The organism is Blautia aquisgranensis, assembly GCF_040096615.1.
Taxonomy (GTDB): domain Bacteria; phylum Bacillota; class Clostridia; order Lachnospirales; family Lachnospiraceae; genus Blautia_A; species Blautia_A aquisgranensis.
In genome coordinates this window covers 57,448-78,347 of record NZ_JBBMEJ010000004.1, presented here as the reverse complement: position 1 = coordinate 78,347, position 20,900 = coordinate 57,448, and the positions used below count along the sequence as shown (strand labels likewise).

Genomic DNA, 20,900 nt, shown 5'->3' with positions numbered 1-20,900 from the left:
CGAGGCATTTTTTTGCGCTTTGCTGATTTACTTTTTACTCTTCAATTGTTGTGTCTGGCATTAAGCACTGTAGTCACCGTTTTCGAGCTGTTTGATCATAGCGTTCATGATATTGACAGCTTCCTCAGGCGCATAATAGGAATCCGGATCCATTTCAGTCAGGAAATCATAAAAAATCTGCAGTATAAACGGCTCTGTGATAGCAAAACACATATGCTCTCCAAAATTTGTCTGATAGGTGAGCGAACAGGTATTTCCGCAGAGAGCCATGCGAAGATTTTCGGATAGGTGATTCAGTGGCTTTTTTAAGATCCGGTAAGATCCTTCATGACAGCACTGAGATATCTCCCGAAGAATCCGGATCCGTTGTTTTATATTCAGTGGATGGTAAAATGTGGACGGAATTTCTTCAAACAGTCCATACCGCAGGAAACGTGTCATGCCGTATTCGGTAAAATAGATAACAAATTTCCCATTTTTAATACGCTGCATGTTATCCATAAATAAAGCGTCTGCCATGGAGATAACGTAATCAGCTCCCGAAAGATCGTAGTTAAAAATCTCTTCCAGCAGATCTTTGCGAAGAAAAGGAAGAATACAGGCTTCCGGCTGAATAAAGATTGCCACATCGGAAGAAACCCTTGTCTTGGCAACAAACTGGAAAAGAGACGGCAGATCATCTGCAATAATAGGAAAAGTCTGGAACGCAGGCTGGCAGAGATCCTGGTGGGAATTGAACAAATTCCATAAAGCCTGAAGGATATCCGGATCCTGATATAAAATTCCCATCTGATAATCAGAAGAGCAGGTGATGGCATATTCCGAAGTCAGGATCATATAAGGCAGAGCGGAAAGCTTCCTGAAATGCGAGATTTCATCTGTATAAAAACAGTGAATACGATAATCCAGCTTATTCATATAAACAGGAAACAGATTCCTTAAATAATAAAGTTCGTAAAGTTCATGTGCTTCTGTAAACCGTGCAGAGCGGTTCAGACTGAAAATATGGTCAATTTTAAGAGAACCGGAAGGCTGTATGGTAGATAATAAGTGCAGCAAAAAAGGATAATCAGGCTGCAGAAAAAGAGCAATCCGTCCATCGGTTTTGGACGCTTCTGTCATTAAAATCTGGTGAACAGAAGAATCCAGTGCCTGTCTGGAATTCAGCAGAAGACAGTTCTGACCGGCAGGAAAAGAATTGACCAAATTTGCGTGGGGGGGGGGGTAATACTGTGCAGTGAAGTAGTGGATTTATTAGGAAAATCGGACAAAAAATGCTCAATACTTTTGCGAATATAATAATCATTCTCTCCCATGCGTGCCATTTTCCATGCTTCTTTAAGCTGATAGGTTTCAAGCGGAGTCAGTTTTATAAAATGAGCAATCTGTTCCACCAGCTCGGCAGACATAGGTTCACGTTTTCCGTTAATAAATTTGTAAACCGTAGAACGTTCCAGATTGCAGTAATGTGCAAGAGACATTACTTTGACATTTTTCTCATGAATATAATGTTTGAGCAAATCAGAAAATACAGACATATGTAAAAATCCCCTCTTAATTCTAGTGATATTTCATAGTATATCATATTTGGGTCAACGAAATCATTCAAATCAGACCAAAAAAGTGACAGGAAACGACATAAAATCAGTCAACAAGCTGCGCCCCATCTTGTGAGAAAAAATGAGATTTCTTAAAATAGAATAAGAAATTTAAATATATAGGAAAATATAGAAAATTATTGCATAAAAAAACAAACAATTTGCAGTTAAAGTATTAATAGCATTCCAGGCAAGAGAAAGGATAAAAATATGAAGATAAAAGAAAATTATGTAATGCGTGAAGTTGCCGGACAGGCAATCGTGATTGCGATAGGGGAAGAAAGTGAACGATTTAAAGGAATGATAAATTTAAATCGGACAGGCAGAGATGTATGGCTGTATATGGAAAAAGGCTTAGATTCAGATGAGATTGCAAAGAAGATTTCAGAAAAATACGAAGTTGATTTAAATGTTGCAAAGCATGATATTGAAAGTATGATAGACAGACTTTATAAAGCCGGAGTTTTGGAAAAGTGATGAAATCTGTTGAATTAGGAGATGTCATTAAAGAAAAAGGAATCTATGTCGGTACTGTAAATGGAAAAAGCATGTTCCCAATGCTGAGAAATAAAAAAGATACCGTTATTATCAGACCATTTGCTGGCAAACTGAAGAAATATGACGTAGTGCTTTACAGAAAAAGAAATATGTATGTGTTACACAGGATTGTTCGGGTTACACCAGAAAGATACATTATCTGTGGAGATAATTGTATAAATCTGGAAACGGATGTTACGAAAGACCAAATTATTGGAAAACTGGAAGGATTCTATCGAGGAGAACGCCAGATCTCGATAGAAGGAGCGTTTTATAAGTTATACAGCAGGATATGGGTGGCATTATATCCTGTACGTTATTTGATGAAAAAAATTAAGAATAAGAGAATATTATGATGGAATTTAAAATAAATCTGGCAAACATGATAATTCGCATTTGCGGTATTCATGATACACTGCGGGAATATTGTAAAGAGTATATTATTACAGATAAAAATCTGGTAGAAGATTTTTCAATCACGGTTACTCCAGCCGATATTCAACTGGAAAGAAGAAGTGAAGATAAAGAAAAATCTGATAATTATATGGAGATAATCACCACTCTTTTGAAAATTGCAGATGAGTTACCGGATAGAAACAAACTTCTAATGCATGGCGCAGTTGTAGCGTGGAAAAAGGCAGGATATATTTTTACTGCGCCCAGTGGAACCGGAAAAACAACACATGTCAGACTCTGGAAACAATATCTGGGATCAGATGTTGAGATTATTAATGGAGATAAGCCGGTTATAGAAGTAACTGAAAATGAAATTATTGCTTATGGTACACCCTGGGCAGGAAAAGAAAGATTACAAAAAAACAGTTGTGTTCCTGTAAAGGGAATCTGTTTTTTGAGACAAGGCGATACAAACAGGATACATAAATTGAACAAAAGAGAGGCATTGCCCCTGTTATTACCACAGATATATATTATGACCGATTCTAAAAAAGCAGGCAGAACGTTGGAGTTATTCAGCAAAATACTGGAATTGGTACCGGTATATGAATTTAGTTGCAATATATCGGAGCAGGCAGTGAAATGTAGTTTTGAAGCATTGACGATGAAAGATCAACAGGAAGAGAAAGTTTGATAAATTTATTATGAAACAAAAAAAGAGTGCGACTGAAAAATATAGGAAGCAAAAGGAATATGAGAATGCTTCCAGATATATGGTGTATTTATTAAGGGGTGCACTGAATCAGACAGAACTTATAGATTCCCCTGTAAATTGTACATGGAGAATGGTATGGGATTTAGTGAAAAAAAACTATATGGAGGCTCTTATCGGAAAGTATATTCAGAAATACAGTGAAATAGTTCCGGAAGAGATTCGAAATGCAGGCCAGAAAGCCTATAATGCAACATTATATCGTCAGATATATTTTGAGGTAGAACGAGAGAAAGTTGTAAAAGAGCTGGAAGAGCAGAAATTAGCACATCTGATTTTAAAAGGAATAAATATAGCAGAATATTATCCGGAAGCGGGAACACGCTGGATGAGCGATAATGATATTTTATGTGGATTTATCCAGATGGATGATGGTGAATATCATTTAAAAGGAAAAACAGAAGAAGAGCTTCAATACTGGAAGAAGCAAACGCAGAAAGCTGTACAAACAGTGATGGAAAAGTGTGGTTATACTTTAAAGGAAAAAGGAGATTGCCATGATGCTTATATAAAACAACCAATGTTTAAATTTGAAATGCATCATCAGTTGTTTAAAGAGTCTTTTGATGATATAAAATCACAATATTATCAAAATCCATGGAAAAGAGCAATTCCAGATGAGAAGAAACCATATCGGTATTATTATTCCAAAGAAGATGAATATTTGTATTTTGTTACGCATGCACATAAACATTTTTCTGTAAGTGGAAGCGGCATACGGACTTTGACAGATATGTATGTTTATATAAAAAATAATAAATCCATGGACTGGAATTATATTTTATCGCAGCTTAAGCTTTTGAAGCTTGAAGACTTTGAAGTATTGTTGCGGAATACGGCAATACATGTATTTGATAAAGAAGAGAAAATAACAACAGAGGAATGGAATACGGTTCTTTATATGATTGGAAGCGGGATTTATGGAACTTCCCAGAATCGAATCAGACATCAGCTGGAAAATTTGGGAGTAAATAAACAGAATAATAGAAAAAAAATGTGGTATTACATGAAAGACAGACTGTGGCCGAATGAAGAAAAAATGAAAAAATATTATCCTTTTTTTTATCGCCATCGTTATTTTAGAGTGATTATGCCACCGTATCGTGTGATCAGGGGTATTCTGATACATCCGGGAAAACTGTGGACAGAATGGAAAATTTTAATTAGGACAGTAAAAAGTAACAGCTGATATAAAAAAGGGAGGACAGGTATGAAGCTGAAAAAAATATTATCATTAGGATTAGCTCTGGGTCTGGTACTGAATTCCGTACCGGTATTGGCAGCGGAAGATGAATCTGTTTTTGAAGAGACATTTGAATCGGCTGAGGAAATATCTGAAGGATCAGATATCGTAGAAGGTGAAGAACAGCAGGAAATATCCGAACCGGCAGAAGAAATCGAAAATGAAGATCTGGAAGAGATAAGTCAGTCGGAAGAGACAGAAAGTGAAGATGCGGAGGAACTATCTGCGCCGTCAGAAGAAACCGAAAAAGAAGAGGTTGAGGAATTTTCGGCAGTACCGGAAGAAAGTGAAAATAAAGATGTGGAAGTATTTTCTTCACAATCAGAAATATCTGTAAGTGGAAAATGTGGAGAGAATATAACATTCGAATTAACAAAAGATGGAGTGCTGACCCTGTCTGGCAGTGGACCGATGCCCACGATAGAGTATGATTGGAAGTATTATGAGCCAATTTGCGGATGGGGAGATCAGATAAGAAATATAAAGAAGATTGTGATAGGGGAAGGAATCACATCCATCAGCCAGTATTCTTTTTATGACTGCGAGAATTTAACAGAAGTTTCTATACCTGACAGTGTAGAAAAAATTGGGTATGAGGCGTTTCACTGGTGTCACAATGTGAGCAAAGTAATGATTGAAGGGCTTGAGTCCTGGTGCCAGATAGACTTTGATGGAGAAAATGCCAATCCATTGCAGTTTGGTGCTGATCTGTATATAAATGGAGTAAAAGAGACACAGATCATAATTCCTGATGGAGTTACAGAAATAAAACCGTATGCATTTTGCAGAAGCTGGACGAATGATGCTTCAAAAGTAGCAATTACAAGTGTACAGCTGCCTGATACGATCACAAATATTGGAGAATATGCGTTTGAATACAATTATTTAACAAATATAAACATTCCGGATTCTGTTCAAAGTATTGGAACAGAATCACTTGCCGGAAATAATTTTGCGACGATAGAATTATCAGAAAATATTAACATAATAAATGATCAGGCCTTTAAAGATTGTAAGAAGTTGCAGAAAATAAAAATTCCGGATACAGTAAAAGAATTGGGAAAAGGATTATTTTTAAACTGTATTAAGCTGACGAACGTGGAATTACCTCAGGGAATTAACACGATAAGTGATACAATGTTTGGAGGATGTACATCACTGGTACAGTTTAATGTTCCGAATACTGTTCAGACAATTGAAAAACAGGCGTTTTATCGTTGTAGTAATTTAAAAAATATAGAATTACCGGATCAGATACAAACGCTTGGAGATTATACATTTTATGAGTGCAGCAGTTTGGAAAAGGTAAAATTGCCCTTGAAACTGCAATGTATAGGTGATAGTACTTTTTTTGGATGTAAATCGCTATCAGAAGTTGTTATACCAAATAATGTTACAAGTATTGGACCTCAGGCATTCAGAGGTTGTAAATCGTTATTGAAAATTACAATGCCAGAAGCAATTACAGCAATTGGTGATGGCGCTTTTTACGATTGTTGTATGTTGGAACAGTTTAAAGTACCAGAAAGTACAACAACAATTGAAAATTTTACGTTTTATGGATGTACGAAACTGGTATCTGTTACAATTCCGGAAAAACTAATTACAATAGGAGAATCGGCATTTGATAATTGTACGGTTCTTAAGGATATTGAGATTCCGGATAAGGTTACAAGTATAGGAGCACGGGCTTTTAGCGGGTGTGAAAAGATAGAAAATATCACATTACCGTCTCAGATAAGTGAGATATTGGGTTATACATTTTCTGGTTGCAAAAACTTGAAAAATTTGCAAGTACCAGAAAGGGTGTCATCTATTAACGATTATGCATTTTATAATTGTTCTGCTTTAAATCGCATTGATTTTAAAGGAGATGCACCGACAATAGGGATAAATGCCTTTGGAGGCGTAACAGCTACCTGTTATTATCCTAAGGATAATACGTCGTACACCCCGGAAATCACAACACAGGATTATGGCGGAAATTTACTTTGGACGTATGAGGGAAAAATAGAAGATGAAGATAAATATAAATGTGGAAATGAACTTACATGGAATCTGACAGAAGATGGAATATTGACGATTACTGGTTCAGGAAGGATGTTTGATTATTCGATTGAAGAATATAAGTATGCACCGTGGTATGAACAGAGAACAGAGATTAAGTCTATAAAATTAGATGATAATATAACGTATATTGGAAATTATGCATTTTATCATTGTTATAAAATTACTGACGAAAAAACAACGCTTCCTGAAAATTTGGAGGAAATAGGAGAGGGGGCTTTTAAAAACTGTGCAATAAAATCAGTAGATATACCACAAAAAGTGTCAAATGTTGGAAAAGAAGCATTTGCATACAGTGGTCTGATAAGTGTTACGCTTCCTGCAAAATTACAATATTTACCAGAGAGAATGTTTTATGAATCGCACAAGTTATATGAGGTGACGTTTTCGAAGGGCTTAAAGGAAATTGGAAAGGAGGCATTTGCGGTATGTGTTGCGCTGAAGAGTGTGGAGATACCAGAGGGTGTAACAACCATAGGAGATTCTGCATTTCTGGCTTGTGGAGCAGGAGCAACGTATGGTGCTGTTTATAGTGGCTGTTATAGCTTTACGGATGTAACTCTTCCGACGACACTAACTACAATAGGTGTCGGTGCTTTTCGCATGTGTCAGTCCTTAATCTCTATTAATATACCAGAGAATATTACAGAAATTAAGAAAAGCACATTTGAAGAATGTTATAAATTGCCGAGTATTATAATTCCTAAAAATGTAAAAACAATTGGTGATAGCGCATTTAGACAAAATAGAGCTCTTAAAATCGTTACGTTTTCCTGGAATGCACCACAGATTGACAGCAACGCGTTTGCTGGAGGAATTCCAAAGAAAAAAAGTGTAATAGCTACCTGTTATTACCCATCCAATAATCCAGCGTGGAGTTCCAGTATGCTTCAAAATTATGGAGGAGAGTTAACCTGGATTGCCAAAGAAATGGTGAAACCATCCGAAGGAACCGGCAGCGGAGGTTCCGGAAGCGGTGGAACAGGAGAGGGAACAGGCACTGGAAGCTCAGGAAGTGATTCTGGGACAGGATCAGGATCCGGTTCAGGCGGAAGTGGTACTGGAACTGGAGGAGACAGTGGTTCAGGAAGTACTTCCGGGGGAAGTAGTTCAGGAGGAAGTACAAGCGGCTCAGGAAGTGGAAGCAGTGGAACCGGTGGAAGTGGCTCAGGAGGAAGCGGAAGTAGCTCTGGTTCCGGCTCAGGAAGCAGCGGTACAGGTGGAAATCCTGGAACAGGAACTGGTACAGAAAAAGAATTTGGATTTTCCGCACATTCCCTGACATTGAACGGCGATATCGGTGTGAATTTTTATGTAGAATTAGATGAAGCAATCTTAAATGATTCTACTGCTGTAATGGAAATGAACGTAGCCGGAAAGCAGAAGACAACCATAAAAGTATCAGATGCGGTAAAAAAAGGTTTTGAGGAAGTTAAGGATAAAGAGGGAAACAGTCATCAGTGTTACAAATTTACATGTAATGTATATGCAAAACAGATGACAGATAAGATCACCGCAACTCTGAAAACATCTTCAGGAAGCTGGAAAGAATTATATTCCGTACAGGATTATGTAGATACCGTTCAAAACAGCAGCAATGAAAAACTGAAAAATCTTGTAAATGCCATGACAGTATATGGTGGATATGCCCAGCAGCTGTTTGGATATAACACGAATAATCTGGCCGGAGGCAGCCTGGGAGACATATCAGGAGTGACAAAAGATATGCTGGCCGGATATGGGTATACAGGAGAAGGAACAGAAGAGAAGCTGAGTTTTTATGGAGCAAGCCTATTATTGAAAGAACAGACAACGATACGTATGTACTATCAGCTTGCGGAAGGAAATATAGAAGATTACAGATTTACCGTAGATGGAAAAACAGTTCAGCCAACAGAGACAGGAGAGAACAATACGTATTACATAGAACTGAATAATATTGCGGCTCAGGACCTGGAAAATACGCATGTTTTTACGGCGGGAAATATTACAATCAGCAATTACAGTGCATTAAGCTATGTAAATAAAGCCCTGGACAGTGAAAAATCCAGTGAAAACAATAAAAAGACCGTGGCGGCTCTGTATTTATACTGGAAAGCTGCGGAAGCATATTTTGCTTAAAAGATTAATTTTTAACAGGTGTGAACGATAAATGTATTTTTGTACAGGAATCGAGAACATAAAATAAAAAAAACACCATGAAAGGGGAAAGAAACAAATGAAAGAAACATATGAAAGTCCGGATTTTGAAGTAATAGAACTGGAGGGAGAAGTAGCCACTGCAAATACAATAAAAGACAGTAACGAGACAGATATTCTTAGCATGGATTGGGAATAAGCAATAGGTAACTCACAGATAAGATTAATAAAGAAATAAGCGGAGGAGAGATATTATATATCTCTCCAAAACTTTATTTAAAGAAAATCAAGGTATAAAAGAGGGAGGATAGGTATGATGCTGAAAAAAATGCTGGCATTAGTCTTAGCTATGGGACTGATGTTGAATTCTGTACCGATATTGGCAGCGGAAGATGAATCTGGTTTTGAAGAGACATTTGAAGCGGCAGAAGAAATCGAAAACGAAGATACGCATGTTTTATGACAGGAAATATTACAATCAGCAATTACAATGCATTAAGCTATGTAAATAAAGCTCTGGACAGTGAAAAATCCAGTGAAAATAATAAAAAGACAGTAGCGGCGCTGTATTTATACTGGAGTATTTATACTGGAAAGCTGCGGAAGAATACTTTGCTTAAAAAATTGAGCTTTAGAAGACAGAGAGTATTCCAGATAAATAAAGAAAATCATATAAAGGGTATTAGTGCTTATGAAAAAGAGTAGTACATTGAGATGGCTCCTGCAGGTGACTGGAAAAACAAAATGGCTGGTAGGAATTTTGATCATACTTCAGGCAGTACTGAGTGTGCTCAGCATTATGTTTGCCTTTGCTTTGCGGTGTATCATTAATATGGCGGTAGCCGGAGTACAGAAAGCATTTTGGATTGCGATTGTGTTTTTGATCGGAATTTTGCTATTACAGACGATACTTGCGGCAGCGAATCGTTTGATAAATGAATATACAAAAACGGTTGTGGAAAATCGTTTTAAACAGAAACTTTTTTCTACACTTCTGACAGGAAAATATGCGTCTGTAACAGCAGTACATTCCGGTGAATGGATGAATCGACTGACTTCAGATACTATGGTAGTGGCAGAAGGAATAACACAGATTGTGCCAGGAATAATCAGTATGTTGGTAAGACTTATTGGAGCTCTGGCGGCAATTATCTGGCTGGAACCACTCTTTTTCTATATCCTGGTACCTGGTGGAATTATTATGATTTTACTGACATATGGATTTCGGAAAATTTTAAAACGTTTGCATAAAAGAATTCAGGAAGCAGATGGAGAACTACGTGTTTTTTTACAGGAACGTTTGGAAAGTTTGCTGATTGTACATACTTTTGCAAAGGAAAAACAGACAGCAGTACAGGCTGAGAAATTAATGGAGAAATATAAAACCGCCAGGCTGAAGAGAAGTAATTTTTCAAATTTATGTAATATTGGATTTTCCATAGTTATGAAAGGCGTTTATCTGCTGGGAATCGTTTTTGGCGGATACAGAATTCTTACAGGTACCATGAGTTATGGAAATTTAATGGCAGTCATTCAGCTGATTGGACAGGTACAAAATCCTTTTGCGAATATTACAGGATTTTTGCCCCGCTATTATGCTATGCTGGCAAGTGCAGAGAGACTGATGGAATCTGAAAATTTTGAATATGACGGTAAAGATGTGATTTCAGAAGAAATAGTTCAGGAATTTTATCAGAATGATTTTCAGGCGATTCAGATGGAAGATGTGTGTTTTACTTATCATCCATCGGTTCGAACTAAAGAAGAAACACTACAGATGCCCGTTGTATTAAAAAATATGAATCTGACTGTTGAAAAAGGAGAATATATTGTTTTTACAGGCCCGTCCGGATGTGGAAAAAGTACGATTCTGAAGTTGCTCATGTGCCTTTATCCGTTGGATTCAGGGATACAGTTATTAAAAACTGAAAAAAGTTCTCAACTTCTTACAGGAAAATGGCGAAGCCTGTTCGCATATGTTCCACAGGGAAATCAGTTACTGTCCGGGACTATCCGGGAAATCATAGCGTTTGGGGATTCGAAGAAGGAAAAAGAGGAAGAACGTATTCAACGTGCACTTCAGATTGCGTGTGCAGATGAGTTTGTGCGAAAACTGGATAAAGGTTTGGATACTTTATTAGGAGAACATGGAAAAGGGCTTTCGGAAGGACAAATGCAACGTATTGCAATTGCGCGTGCGATATTTTCTGAACATCCAATTCTTATATTGGATGAGGCGACCAGTGCATTGGATGAATCAACGGCAGTGAAACTTTTGGAAAATTTGCGTCAGATGACAGATAAGACAGTGTTGATGGTAACTCATCGCATGGATCAAAAAGAATTTTTTGACAAGGAAATTGTATTTTCAAAAGATGGAATTTTCCAGAGTAATATTGGTGAGAAGGAGGGTTTTTGAGAAGAGATTATTCTGGTTTGGGAACGAAAGGGGGGATGTATGGATTATAAGATGTAGGTACAAAAATATACCTTAACAGAAAGCGGGGTGAAATAAGTAAACGGTTACTAATAACTGCTGTATAATTACGATTCAATAAAGGGAGGACAAAAAGCATGAAAACTAAAAACAAACCAAAATCCAGATTCAAGCTGTTATTAATTGCAATGCTCATACTTGGAATATCACCGGTATTTTCATCTGCTTTACCGGGACAGGTGTCTGTTGTTGAGGCTGCAACCAATGTTAAATTAAACAAAACAAAAGCAACTTTAATAAAAGGACAGGCTGTACAGCTGAAGCTCACCGGTACCAAGGGAAAGGTTGTCTGGAGTTCTTCAAACAAGAAGGTAGCCAGTGTAAGCTCTACAGGAAAGGTTACTGCAAGAGCAAAAGGTACAGCTACAATTACTGCAAAAGCAGGTAACAAAAAGTATAACTGCAAAATCCAGGTAGAGACACCAAGAATCAGTAAAACGGCATTAACTTTATATAAAAACGGAAGCTATACACTGAAAATGACAGATACAAAGCAGAAGGTAGTCTGGAAATCATCGAAAATTTCAGTAGTATCTGTAAACAGCAAAGGAAAAATCACCGCAAAAGCAGTAGGAACAGCGACTGTAACCGCAACAGTTTCCGGTAAAAAGTACAGCTGTAAAGTGACTGTTAAGCAAAAAAATGTTGTAACAGGCAAAGTTCCGGTTTGTGTGGATAAACAGACAGTGTATATAAGGGGAGATAGAATTATACAGCTTCCGGAATGCTTTATTTATATAAAAAATCTGGATAAAAATGCAAAAGTTACGGATGTAAAATCAACAAATCCCAAAATAAAAGCAGAAAAAAGGGAAGAACTGGATGCAATACAAGTTTCTGCAAACGGATATGATGTTAAGTTATTGGGAGAGACTTCGACTATTTCATTTAAAGTAATCCAGAACAATAAAACATATAGCTTATCGTGCAAGATTAATGTAGCCAAAAAACCTTCGCCATTTGCAGTATTCAAAATTGGAAATCAAAATTTTGAAAAAGAATTCGTGGGAAGTGATTTAGAATCAGCAAGTATTACGGGAACTCACAAAGTGTTTATAAAAATGAAATCAGGTTATGTCCTGGATTATATAAGTGTTCTTTATAAGAAAAATGGTGATTATAAATCTGAGAGAGTGCCAAATGGTTCAGCTATTAATTTTGAAGGCTGTGTCGATATAAATGCAAATTATCATGTAACACAAACACATGCACCTGCAAATTATGTTCCAGCCTCAAAATGGTATGGAGTAGTTAAATCACCATTGCATGATTATTGTACACTTAACATATGGTAAGGGAAGGGTGAGAAGCCCATTCCCCTACCGCATAAAAACCCGCACCATCTTCTCATAAATCTTCCTATACCGCTGATACCGCATAGGCAGATCAATCCAGGTCTTTTTATCTACAATACTCTTATAATGGGAGAATGTCCGGAATCCGTCGATTCCGTGATAGGATCCCATACCGCTTTCACCGAAGCCGCCAAAGCCCATGGTGCTGGTGGCAAGGTGAATCAGTACATCATTGATACAGCCACCACCGAAACCGCACCGGGAAGTTACTTCCCGGGCGTTTTTTTCGTCGTCAGTGAAGATGTAGAGGGCCAGCGGGTGTGCCATGGAATTGATCTTTGCAACAGCACTTCCGAGAGAATCGTAGGTAAGAACCGGAAGTACCGGGCCGAAGATTTCCTGCTGCATGACCGGATCATCGAAAGTCACACGATCCATGATCGTAGGCTCGATCTGAAGTGTTTCGCGGTTTGTTTTGCCACCACATATGAGCTTGGAGGAATCAATAAGTCCGGTAATGCGGTCGAAATGCTTTTCATTGATGATCTTTCCATAGTCCCGGTTTTTGAGCGGTTCTTTTCCATATTGACGAGTAATCTGTCTGCGAAGCTCTGCAACCAGGGCATCTTTGATCTCAGGATCACAGTAGATATAGTCCGGTGCTACGCAGGTCTGTCCGCAGTTCAGGAACTTGCCGAATACGATACGTTTTGCTGCAAGGCGGAGATTAGCGGTCTTATCCACAATGCAGGGGCTTTTTCCGCCGAGCTCCAGAGTAACTGGGGTAAGGTATTCAGAAGCCTTTCGCATAACTTCTTTTCCTACAGACTGGCTTCCTGTAAAGAAGATATAATCAAAATGCAGGCTGAGAAGATGAGTGTTTTCCGCGCGTCCACCTGTGACAGTGGCAACATATTTTTCATCAAAACATTCGTGGATCAGAAGGCGGATCACTTCGCTTGTAGCCGGTGAGTAAGCACTTGGTTTTAGAATGGCAGTGTTTCCGGCTGCAATGGCATCTACCAGAGGCTCGATTGTGAGAAGGAACGGATAGTTCCATGGACTCATGATAAGAACCACGCCATATGGGGATGGTTTGCGGAAACTGTGGGAGTGGAACTGTGCCAGCGGAGTGGGAACGGTTTGTTCCTTTGCATAGGAGCGGATGTTTTTCAGCATGTGTGTGATCTCGGAGAGAACCAGACCGGTTTCACACATATAGCTTTCGAAATTGCTTTTTCCCAGATCTTTTTTCAGGGCTGCGTTGATCTGGTCTTCGTGTCTTTGAATCGCTGCCCGGAGACGTTTGAGGGCACCTATGCGAAAATCAATGTTGAGGGTTGCGCCGGAATAAAAATACTGGCGCTGTTTATTTAAAAGCTGGGTGATCTGTTCTTTTTCCATGGAGATGAAGTCCTTTCTAAAAAATCTGCCTGGCAGAATTTATTGTTCGGAAACTGGTGGCATCAGCTGGTAATACAAGGTCTCCAGTTCACTGGCGTCCATGAGCACAGGAACCGGATACAGCGGATTGGCTTCCTTATCTGCATAGTGAGCCAGCTCCGGAATATCGGTTTCCTGGATTTCCGGGATATAGTCGCCAATGCCGAAGCGTTTTTTCATAGCTTTTACTGCGTCGATAAACATGCGGGCAGCAGTTTTGTCATCCTCATTTTTATCGCAGAGTTCTGCTGCCACTGCCAGGTCACGGAGCTTATGTGTGATGGAGTCGCCATAGGTTTCCAGGACCATGGGCAGGATCACGGCATTGGCCAGTCCATGAGGAACATTGTATTTTCCGCCCAGAGAATGTGCCACTGCGTGGATATATCCTACATAGGATTTTGTAAAAGCACAGCCTGCGAAATAGGAGGCACGGAGCATGTTTCGCCTTGCATCCACATTGCTGCCGTCTGTGTAGGCAGTGTCAAGGTTTTCGAAGATCAGCTTTACGGCATCCAGAGCGTTTTTCCGGGTGCCTGGTGTGGTGGAGTTTCCGATGTAGGCTTCCACCGCATGGGTAAGTGCATCCATACCGGTTGTAGCTGTGATAAACGGTGGAAGGCTTAAAGTTACTTTCGGGTCCAGGACTGCATACCGTGGGATCAGAGGAAAATCATTGATCGCATATTTATGCCGGGTCTGGGCATCTGTGATTACTGCGGCAAGGGTCGTCTCGCTTCCGGTACCAGCAGTGGTAGGAATGGCGATGAGAAGCGGAAGCTTTTTATGGATTTTCAGGATTCCTTTCATCTGTGCCAGGGACTGGTGCGGTTTTGCAATGCGGGCAGCAGTAGCTTTTGCACAGTCCATGCTGGAGCCGCCGCCGAAACCGATGATGGCCTGGCAGTCATTGTCCAGGTACATGTGAAGTGCCTCATCTACATTGACAGTAGTCGGGTTGGCAACTGTTTTGTCGTAGATCTGATAGGCGATGCAGTTACGTTTCAGAGTTTTTTCAAGACGTTCGGTAAGTCCTAATTTACGGATGCCTGCGTCTGTGATGATCAGTACATTATTATAGCCTCTTTTTTCCAGAACTTCCGGGATTCCCTTGACGCTTCCAATGATCTTCGGATTGCGGTAAGGCAGCACCGGAAGCGCAAATTTGAACACATTCTGGAAAATGCGGCAGTAAGCTTTTTTTAATGGATTCATGTTTCTATTCCTTTTATAATCAAATTATTTTATTTCAAATATTATATATAGCAGTTGAGAGTGGAAAAGTCAAGATTTCTGTGCAGCACATAATAAACAGTGGCATAAAATACAAAAGCTCTAAATATAATATTGTCATGTCTCTGAATATCCGTTAGACTAAAATAAGTTACAGCAATCACAGGAACATATTCAGGCGCAGAAGCCTGCAGATATGGAGGAAAATCATAAATATGCCGGAAACAAACACATCCGAAAAAAATCCGCTCCACGTATCGGAAGTGGATGATAATCTTAAAGAATTAAGTCCGCACGGTTCTTTTGAACTGCCGGTGGAAACCTATACGGGAAACTGCGAGATCTTTCATGCGCTGTATGACCACTGGCACAGTGAGATGGAGATCATGTATATTGAAAAAGGCAGCGGTTTTGCCAGACTGAACAGGGAAAGTATCCGTCTGAAAAAAGGGGACATCCTGATCGTGAACTGTGGAGTTCTCCACAGTATGCGAACCGATCTCAAGAATCCTCTCTATTATAAGAGTGTCGTGTTCAGTCTGGGATTTCTGGCAGGACAGCCGGGGGATATCTGCCAGGAATGCGTAGTGACGCCGCTTACGGAAAACAGGGCAGAATTCTGCCATCATATCGAAGAAGGAGATTCCGGTTATGAGAAATTGCGGAGGATTTTTCTGGAAATACATAGCTGCCATACGGAGAAGAAGCCGTATTTTTATATGAAGCTGAAAATGCTGTTTTTTGATTTTTTCTATGAGATGCTGACGGAGCACTATATTATTCCGGTAAGCACAGAGCAGAATAAAAGCCTCGCGGCTGTAAAAGAGGTGCTTGATCATATAAGTCTTCACTATCAGGAGAATCTTACTGTTTCGGAGCTTTCCGGGTTGTCCAATTACAGTGAGTACTATTTTATGAAGCTTTTCCGGCAGTACACAGGAAAAACGCTTGTGGAGTACATCAATGATTTTCGTATGGAGAAGGCGAAATATCTTCTTACCCATTCCGATGCGCCTGTTACGGAGATAGCCATGCAGGTGGGATTTAACAGTACAAGCTATTTTATAAAGAAGTTTCAGCAGTCCAATAAGGTTTCGCCGCATAAGTACAGGAAGAGTATGAGACAGATTTGAGAAAGCTCCAGCAGCAGTCGCACATGTCCCGGTTACATTTCTATGCAGAGCTACAGTAAAAATGGAAAAACAGTCTGACAAATATCTTACATATCATGACAGGATTGTTATATTTTTGAAAGGGGATGCGTGATATCCTAATATCATCAAAAACAAAGCAAACAACCTTGTAAAAACATATTTCATCCCATCAAGATCCATGAAAGGAGATCAGAAATGGAAACATTAAGCAAAGTATTTGAAGAAAAATATAACAAAAATGTAAAAGACTGTACAAACGAGGAAATCTATCATGGACTTCTCGCCTGGACAAAGGAGCAGCTTAAAGGTCGTGGCTATCAGGATGGAAAAAAGAAAATTTATTATATTTCCGCAGAGTTCCTGATCGGTAAGCTTCTTTCCAACAACCTGATCAATCTTGGCGTTTATGATGAAGTTGCAAAATATCTTAAAGAGAACGGTAAAGAGCTTTCCATGATCGAGGAGATCGAGCCGGAACCATCTCTTGGAAACGGCGGACTTGGCCGACTGGCAGCCTGCTTCCTGGATTCCATCGCAACCTTAGGTCTTCCGGGTGAAGGAATCGGCCTTAATTATCACCTTGGACTTTTCAAACAGGAGTTTAAAGATCATCTTCAGTTTGAGACACCGAACCCGTGGATCGAGCCGGAGAGCTGGCTTACAGATGCAGGAATTTCCTATTATGTACCTTTTAAGGGATTTATGCTGAAATCCACACTGTATGATATTGATGTTGCAGGCTATGAGAACAAAGCAATCAAGCTTCGTCTTTTTGATATTGATATTGCAGACGAGAGCATTGTGGGTGAGGGAATCTCCTTTGATAAGAAGGATTTGCTCCACAATCTGACACTGTTTTTGTATCCGGATGACAGCGATGACGCAGGAAGAAAGCTTCGTATTTATCAGCAGTATTTCATGGTTAGCAATGCAGCACAGCTGATCCTGGATGAGGCAACAGCAAAAGGCTGCAATCTTCATGACCTTGCTGATTACGCAGTGATTCAGATCAATGATACACATCCGAGTATGGTAATTCCGGAGCTGATCCGTCTTCTTACAGAGCGTGGAATCGAATTTGAGGAGGCTTGTGAGATCGTATCTCATGTGTGCGCTTATACCAACCATACCATCCTTGCAGAGGCACTTGAGAAATGGCCAATCTCCTATCTTGAGGAGGTTGTTCCGCATCTGATGCCGATCATCCGCAAACTGGACGAGCGTATCAAAGCAAAATATCCGCAGGAGAATCTTGCAATCATTGATAAGAACGACCTGGTTCACATGGCACATATGGACATTCATTACGGATTTTCCATCAATGGTGTTGCATCCCTTCACACAGATATCCTGAAGGAAACAGAGCTTCATCAGTTCTATGAGATTTATCCGGATAAATTTAATAACAAGACAAATGGAATCACCTTCCGCAGATGGCTTCTTCACTGCAACCATCCGCTGACAGAGTATATCACTTCCATGCTCGGTGACGGCTTCCGCAAAGATTCCTTTGAGCTTGACAAGATGCTTGACTTCAAAGGAAAACAGGATGTTCTTGCAAATATCCTGAAGATCAAACAGGATGCTAAGAAAAGATGTGCCGAGTTCATCAAGGCAAACACAGGTGAGGAGATCAATACACACAGTGTTTATGATATCCAGATCAAACGTCTTCATGAGTACAAACGTCAGCAGCTGAATGCCCTGTATATCATTGATCGTTACCTGAAGATCAAAGCAGGTGAGAAACCGGAACGTCCGGTAACCTTTATCTTTGGTGCAAAAGCAGCTCCTGCATATGTGATCGCAAAGGACATTATCCACCTGATTCTGTGCTTACAGGAGCTTATCAACAACGATCCGGAGGTTTCTCCGTACATGAAGGTCGTTATGGTGGAAAACTATAACGTAAGTGCAGCAGAGAAGCTGATCCCGGCCTGCGATATTTCCGAGCAGATTTCCCTTGCTTCCAAAGAGGCCAGCGGAACCGGAAACATGAAGTTCATGTTGAACGGTGCGGTAACACTTGGAACTATGGATGGAGCAAATGTGGAGATCAGCCAGCTGGTAGGCGAGGATAACATCTATATCTTCGGTGAGTCCAGTGAGCAGGTAATCAAACACTATGAGAAAGCTGATTACTGTGCAAAAGATTTCTATGATAAAGATGAGCGCATCCGTCGTGCAGTAGATTTCATCGTTGGAAAAGAGCTTCTTGGTATCGGAAGTGAGGAGCATCTTAGAAGACTTCATCATGAGATCGTAAGCAAAGACTGGTTCATGACTCTTCTTGATTTTGAAGACTACGCAAAAGTAAAAGATCAGGCACTGTCCGATTATGAGGACAGAACTGCATGGGCAGAAAAAATGCTTGTAAATATTGCAAAAGCAGGATACTTCTCTTCAGACAGAACGATTGAGGAGTACAATAGAGACATCTGGCATCTGACTCCTGCAAAATAATCGTGCAGATATAAAATAAAAACACACCGGTTTGTACCGAGAATCTGAATCATTTCCATAGAGCTGGAAAGATGTTCAGGTTCTGGAGACATAAACCGGTGTGTTTTATATTTCATAAATAGGCGGAAGCACTGCGTCAGGCTTTTCCGTCCTTAAATGACATCATCATTTCTTTTGTAAGGCTGATGTTGTCTCCCTCATCCGGGATATCCTCGCGGTTAAACCAGGAGGCCATGGAGAGTTCACTGTGGTCTACGGTGAGAGTGTCATCTCCGTCCAGGTCACAGTAGAAGCCGAACAGAAGAGTTCCGGAGAAGGACCATGGCTGGCTCTTATAGTAGCGCAGGTTTTTGACTTTGATACCGATCTCTTCCATAACTTCACGGTGAACCGTTTCCTCGATGGTTTCTCCGATTTCTGCGAACCCGGCGATCATGGCATATCGTGTATAGCTTCTGCCCTCATATTTGGAGAGGATCAGCTTGTCGCCGTTTGTAACGCCAACGATAACTGCAGGGGAGAGAACAGGGTATTCTTCATTCTTGCAGGACGGACAGAACATTTTGCGCTCGATCTTGTCATGTACCATTGGCTTTCCGCAGCAGCCACAGAAGCGGCGCTTGCTGTACCACTGGAAAAGCTGGTATCCGGTGACTCCTGCAAATGCAAGATACTGAGGCTGTGCGATGCGAAGAAAACGGATCGTCTCAAACTGATACTCAGAAAGCAGACTGGTATCCAGTTCCGGAATCAGATAAAAATGTTCTTCGTCAATGGAGAAAAGGTAGATATAATTTTCATAAAGGTTGGAAAGCCTGCCCTCAAGCTCTTCAAAACGTGGAAGAGTCATAGTCTCGCCGTCTTTTTTCAGAAGGATATTTCTCTCTTTATTATAGGCTAAAATAAAGCTTTTTTTATCCGGAGCTACAGGCTTATATTCGTTGTGATAATGATGTGGTGCAATATCCTGGATCATGATAATTCCTTTCGTTTTTTATAGCATAATATTTTTTTACAGTATAAGCTTACCTGAAAAAAAAGGCAACTGTTCTTTTGGTGGAAATCTCGAGGCATTTATATGGCAGATTGTTGATGAAATCCCATAAAACAGTTGTTTGTGCCTAAGTTGTGCTGTAAGATAAGATGAGAATTCACAGAGGGAATATAACAACCGAATTTTACATGATACAGCATATGGAGGGAAAAATATGCAGACGAAAGAAAAAAAAGGGCTTACCCGTGACATCATTAAATACCTGGCGATATTTACCATGTTACTTAACCACATTGCCAATATATTTCTGCCGGAGAATACGATTCTCTGTGAGGTGCTGGTAGACATTGGCTACTTTACTGCGATCACCATGTGCTATTTTCTGGTGGAAGGCTTTTATTATACACATTCCAGGAAAAAATATGGGGAGAGACTTCTGATCTTTGCAGGAATATCTCAGGTCCCGTACATGATGGCGTTCGGATTCAATCAGCTGAATATGATTTTTACTTTATTTATGTGTTTCATGATCCTGGTGATCCAGGAAAATATGAAGGCAAGCCCATGGCGTATTCCCCTGCTTATTGGAATCCTTCTGGTGTCCATTTATTCGGACTGGGCGATTCTGGCACCGGTTTTTACTATCTGGTTTCAGGATGGCTGGTGCAACCGGAAAAAAACAATCCGGGCTTATGGAATCGGAGCTTTATTATTCATTCTTTTTAATTACAGTTCTTATGCACAGACAATGGATCCTGCAAAGGCATTTCTTCATGCAGTACTTTCTGCAACCGGAATCATCGTATCCGGAATTCTGATCCTGAATTTTTATAATGGGAAAAAATCGGAAAAAGCATCGGGATTTTCAAAATGGTTTTTCTATATTTTTTATCCGTTACATCTGTTCATATTGGGAGTAATACGGCTGGTCATCAGATGATACAGCCGTATTATTATATAAAAATAAAAAAATATAATTGGAAATATCGCATAAGTTGGAAAAAAATATATAAAAAACAGATTTGTTTATAGACAGTAAGTTCTCAAAAAAGTATAATTAAAGTATAGA

The 20,900-nt window shown here is 39.7% G+C and carries 17 protein-coding genes; 12 read left to right on the top strand and 5 right to left on the bottom strand.

The genetic code is table 11. From position 1 onward, the window contains the following. Positions 1 to 60: 60 nt before the first annotated feature. Both WMO28_RS04915 and WMO28_RS04910 read right to left on the bottom strand, forming a co-directional pair. Positions 61 to 918 (bottom strand): hypothetical protein, encoded by an 858-nt coding sequence (locus WMO28_RS04915; RefSeq protein ID WP_349056224.1) that lies wholly within the window; start codon positions 916 to 918, stop codon positions 61 to 63. A gap of 245 nt (positions 919 to 1,163) precedes the next feature. Beyond that, on the bottom strand, positions 1,164 to 1,538 hold the full coding sequence (locus tag WMO28_RS04910; protein ID WP_349056223.1) for a helix-turn-helix domain-containing protein: 375 nt from the start codon (positions 1,536 to 1,538) through the stop codon (positions 1,164 to 1,166). 270 nt (positions 1,539 to 1,808) lie between these two features. On the opposite strand from WMO28_RS04910, the gene WMO28_RS04905 reads away from it, so the two are divergent. The 9 genes from WMO28_RS04905 (at position 1,809) to WMO28_RS04865 (ending at position 12,544) form a co-directional block, all read left to right on the top strand. Next, entirely contained in the window at positions 1,809 to 2,075 is a 267-nt protein-coding gene (locus WMO28_RS04905) for a PqqD family protein (protein WP_349056222.1), read from the top strand. Beyond that, complete coding sequence (locus WMO28_RS04900) at positions 2,075 to 2,491, top strand: S24/S26 family peptidase (RefSeq protein ID WP_349056221.1); 417 nt, start codon at positions 2,075 to 2,077, stop codon at positions 2,489 to 2,491. Before WMO28_RS04905 ends, WMO28_RS04900 begins: the two co-directional genes overlap by 1 nt. Then, positions 2,488 to 3,225, top strand: a complete 738-nt coding sequence (locus WMO28_RS04895) for a hypothetical protein (protein WP_349056220.1) — start codon at positions 2,488 to 2,490, stop codon at positions 3,223 to 3,225. The genes WMO28_RS04900 and WMO28_RS04895 overlap by 4 nt, the downstream gene beginning before the upstream one ends. A 10-nt stretch (positions 3,226 to 3,235) precedes the next feature. Then, the gene (locus WMO28_RS04890) at positions 3,236 to 4,492 is read left to right on the top strand and encodes a nucleotidyltransferase family protein (protein WP_349056219.1); all 1,257 of its coding nucleotides are present in this window, start codon (positions 3,236 to 3,238) and stop codon (positions 4,490 to 4,492) included. Positions 4,493 to 4,513: 21 nt separating this feature from the next. After that, positions 4,514 to 8,734, top strand: coding sequence for a leucine-rich repeat domain-containing protein (locus tag WMO28_RS04885; protein ID WP_349056218.1), 4,221 nt, complete (start codon positions 4,514 to 4,516; stop codon positions 8,732 to 8,734). A gap of 331 nt (positions 8,735 to 9,065) precedes the next feature. Further along, positions 9,066 to 9,215 (top strand): hypothetical protein, encoded by a 150-nt coding sequence (locus WMO28_RS04880; protein ID WP_349056217.1) that lies wholly within the window; start codon positions 9,066 to 9,068, stop codon positions 9,213 to 9,215. Further along, positions 9,212 to 9,457: a hypothetical protein gene (locus WMO28_RS04875; RefSeq protein ID WP_349056216.1), complete on the top strand. Its 246-nt coding sequence runs from the start codon at positions 9,212 to 9,214 to the stop codon at positions 9,455 to 9,457. The genes WMO28_RS04880 and WMO28_RS04875 overlap by 4 nt, the downstream gene beginning before the upstream one ends. Further along, the gene (locus WMO28_RS04870; protein ID WP_349056215.1) at positions 9,444 to 11,171 is read left to right on the top strand and encodes an ABC transporter ATP-binding protein; all 1,728 of its coding nucleotides are present in this window, start codon (positions 9,444 to 9,446) and stop codon (positions 11,169 to 11,171) included. The genes WMO28_RS04875 and WMO28_RS04870 overlap by 14 nt, the downstream gene beginning before the upstream one ends. Positions 11,172 to 11,326: 155 nt before the next feature. Further along, the gene (locus WMO28_RS04865) at positions 11,327 to 12,544 is read left to right on the top strand and encodes an Ig-like domain-containing protein (protein WP_349056214.1); all 1,218 of its coding nucleotides are present in this window, start codon (positions 11,327 to 11,329) and stop codon (positions 12,542 to 12,544) included. Positions 12,545 to 12,568: 24 nt separating this feature from the next. Here the strand turns inward: WMO28_RS04865 and WMO28_RS04860 are convergent, their stop codons facing one another. Together WMO28_RS04860 and WMO28_RS04855 are read right to left on the bottom strand one after the other, a co-directional pair. Then, positions 12,569 to 13,948 (bottom strand): aldehyde dehydrogenase, encoded by a 1,380-nt coding sequence (locus WMO28_RS04860; protein WP_349056213.1) that lies wholly within the window; start codon positions 13,946 to 13,948, stop codon positions 12,569 to 12,571. Between the two features lie 39 nt (positions 13,949 to 13,987). Next, a complete protein-coding gene (locus tag WMO28_RS04855; RefSeq protein ID WP_349056212.1) occupies positions 13,988 to 15,202 on the bottom strand; it encodes an iron-containing alcohol dehydrogenase in 1,215 nt (404 codons plus the stop codon). A 233-nt stretch (positions 15,203 to 15,435) separates the two neighbouring features. Between WMO28_RS04855 and WMO28_RS04850 the strand changes: the two genes are divergently transcribed. Further along, the gene (locus WMO28_RS04850) at positions 15,436 to 16,353 is read left to right on the top strand and encodes an AraC family transcriptional regulator (RefSeq protein ID WP_349056210.1); all 918 of its coding nucleotides are present in this window, start codon (positions 15,436 to 15,438) and stop codon (positions 16,351 to 16,353) included. 216 nt (positions 16,354 to 16,569) lie between these two features. Beyond that, a complete protein-coding gene (glgP, locus tag WMO28_RS04845; RefSeq protein ID WP_349056209.1) occupies positions 16,570 to 18,837 on the top strand; it encodes a glycogen/starch/alpha-glucan family phosphorylase in 2,268 nt (755 codons plus the stop codon). Positions 18,838 to 18,973: 136 nt separating this feature from the next. On the opposite strand, the gene nudC is transcribed toward glgP, so the two are convergent. Beyond that, positions 18,974 to 19,813 carry an NAD(+) diphosphatase gene (gene nudC / locus WMO28_RS04840; protein WP_178642333.1) on the bottom strand — a complete coding sequence of 280 codons (840 nt, stop codon included), beginning with the start codon at positions 19,811 to 19,813 and terminating at the stop codon, positions 18,974 to 18,976. A 232-nt stretch (positions 19,814 to 20,045) separates the two neighbouring features. Here nudC and WMO28_RS04835 point away from each other — a divergent pair, with 232 nt between their 5' ends. Next, on the top strand, positions 20,046 to 20,771 hold the full coding sequence (locus tag WMO28_RS04835; protein WP_349056208.1) for a TraX family protein: 726 nt from the start codon (positions 20,046 to 20,048) through the stop codon (positions 20,769 to 20,771). Positions 20,772 to 20,900: the final 129 nt, after the last annotated feature.

Excerpts from the sequence above, each read along its gene's own strand:
- WMO28_RS04915 (WP_349056224.1), bottom strand. The coding sequence starts at position 918 with ATGAATAAGCTGGATTATCGTATTCACTGTTTTTATACAGATGAAATC.
- WMO28_RS04910 (WP_349056223.1), bottom strand. The coding sequence starts at position 1,538 with ATGTCTGTATTTTCTGATTTGCTCAAACATTATATTCATGAGAAAAAT.
- WMO28_RS04905 (WP_349056222.1), top strand. The coding sequence starts at position 1,809 with ATGAAGATAAAAGAAAATTATGTAATGCGTGAAGTTGCCGGACAGGCA.
- WMO28_RS04900 (WP_349056221.1), top strand. The coding sequence starts at position 2,075 with ATGAAATCTGTTGAATTAGGAGATGTCATTAAAGAAAAAGGAATCTAT.
- WMO28_RS04895 (WP_349056220.1), top strand. The coding sequence starts at position 2,488 with ATGATGGAATTTAAAATAAATCTGGCAAACATGATAATTCGCATTTGC.
- WMO28_RS04890 (WP_349056219.1), top strand. The coding sequence starts at position 3,236 with ATGAAACAAAAAAAGAGTGCGACTGAAAAATATAGGAAGCAAAAGGAA.
- WMO28_RS04885 (WP_349056218.1), top strand. The coding sequence starts at position 4,514 with ATGAAGCTGAAAAAAATATTATCATTAGGATTAGCTCTGGGTCTGGTA.
- WMO28_RS04880 (WP_349056217.1), top strand. The coding sequence starts at position 9,066 with ATGATGCTGAAAAAAATGCTGGCATTAGTCTTAGCTATGGGACTGATG.
- WMO28_RS04875 (WP_349056216.1), top strand. The coding sequence starts at position 9,212 with ATGACAGGAAATATTACAATCAGCAATTACAATGCATTAAGCTATGTA.
- WMO28_RS04870 (WP_349056215.1), top strand. The coding sequence starts at position 9,444 with ATGAAAAAGAGTAGTACATTGAGATGGCTCCTGCAGGTGACTGGAAAA.
- WMO28_RS04865 (WP_349056214.1), top strand. The coding sequence starts at position 11,327 with ATGAAAACTAAAAACAAACCAAAATCCAGATTCAAGCTGTTATTAATT.
- WMO28_RS04860 (WP_349056213.1), bottom strand. The coding sequence starts at position 13,948 with ATGGAAAAAGAACAGATCACCCAGCTTTTAAATAAACAGCGCCAGTAT.
- WMO28_RS04855 (WP_349056212.1), bottom strand. The coding sequence starts at position 15,202 with ATGAATCCATTAAAAAAAGCTTACTGCCGCATTTTCCAGAATGTGTTC.
- WMO28_RS04850 (WP_349056210.1), top strand. The coding sequence starts at position 15,436 with ATGCCGGAAACAAACACATCCGAAAAAAATCCGCTCCACGTATCGGAA.
- glgP (WP_349056209.1), top strand. The coding sequence starts at position 16,570 with ATGGAAACATTAAGCAAAGTATTTGAAGAAAAATATAACAAAAATGTA.
- nudC (WP_178642333.1), bottom strand. The coding sequence starts at position 19,813 with ATGATCCAGGATATTGCACCACATCATTATCACAACGAATATAAGCCT.
- WMO28_RS04835 (WP_349056208.1), top strand. The coding sequence starts at position 20,046 with ATGCAGACGAAAGAAAAAAAAGGGCTTACCCGTGACATCATTAAATAC.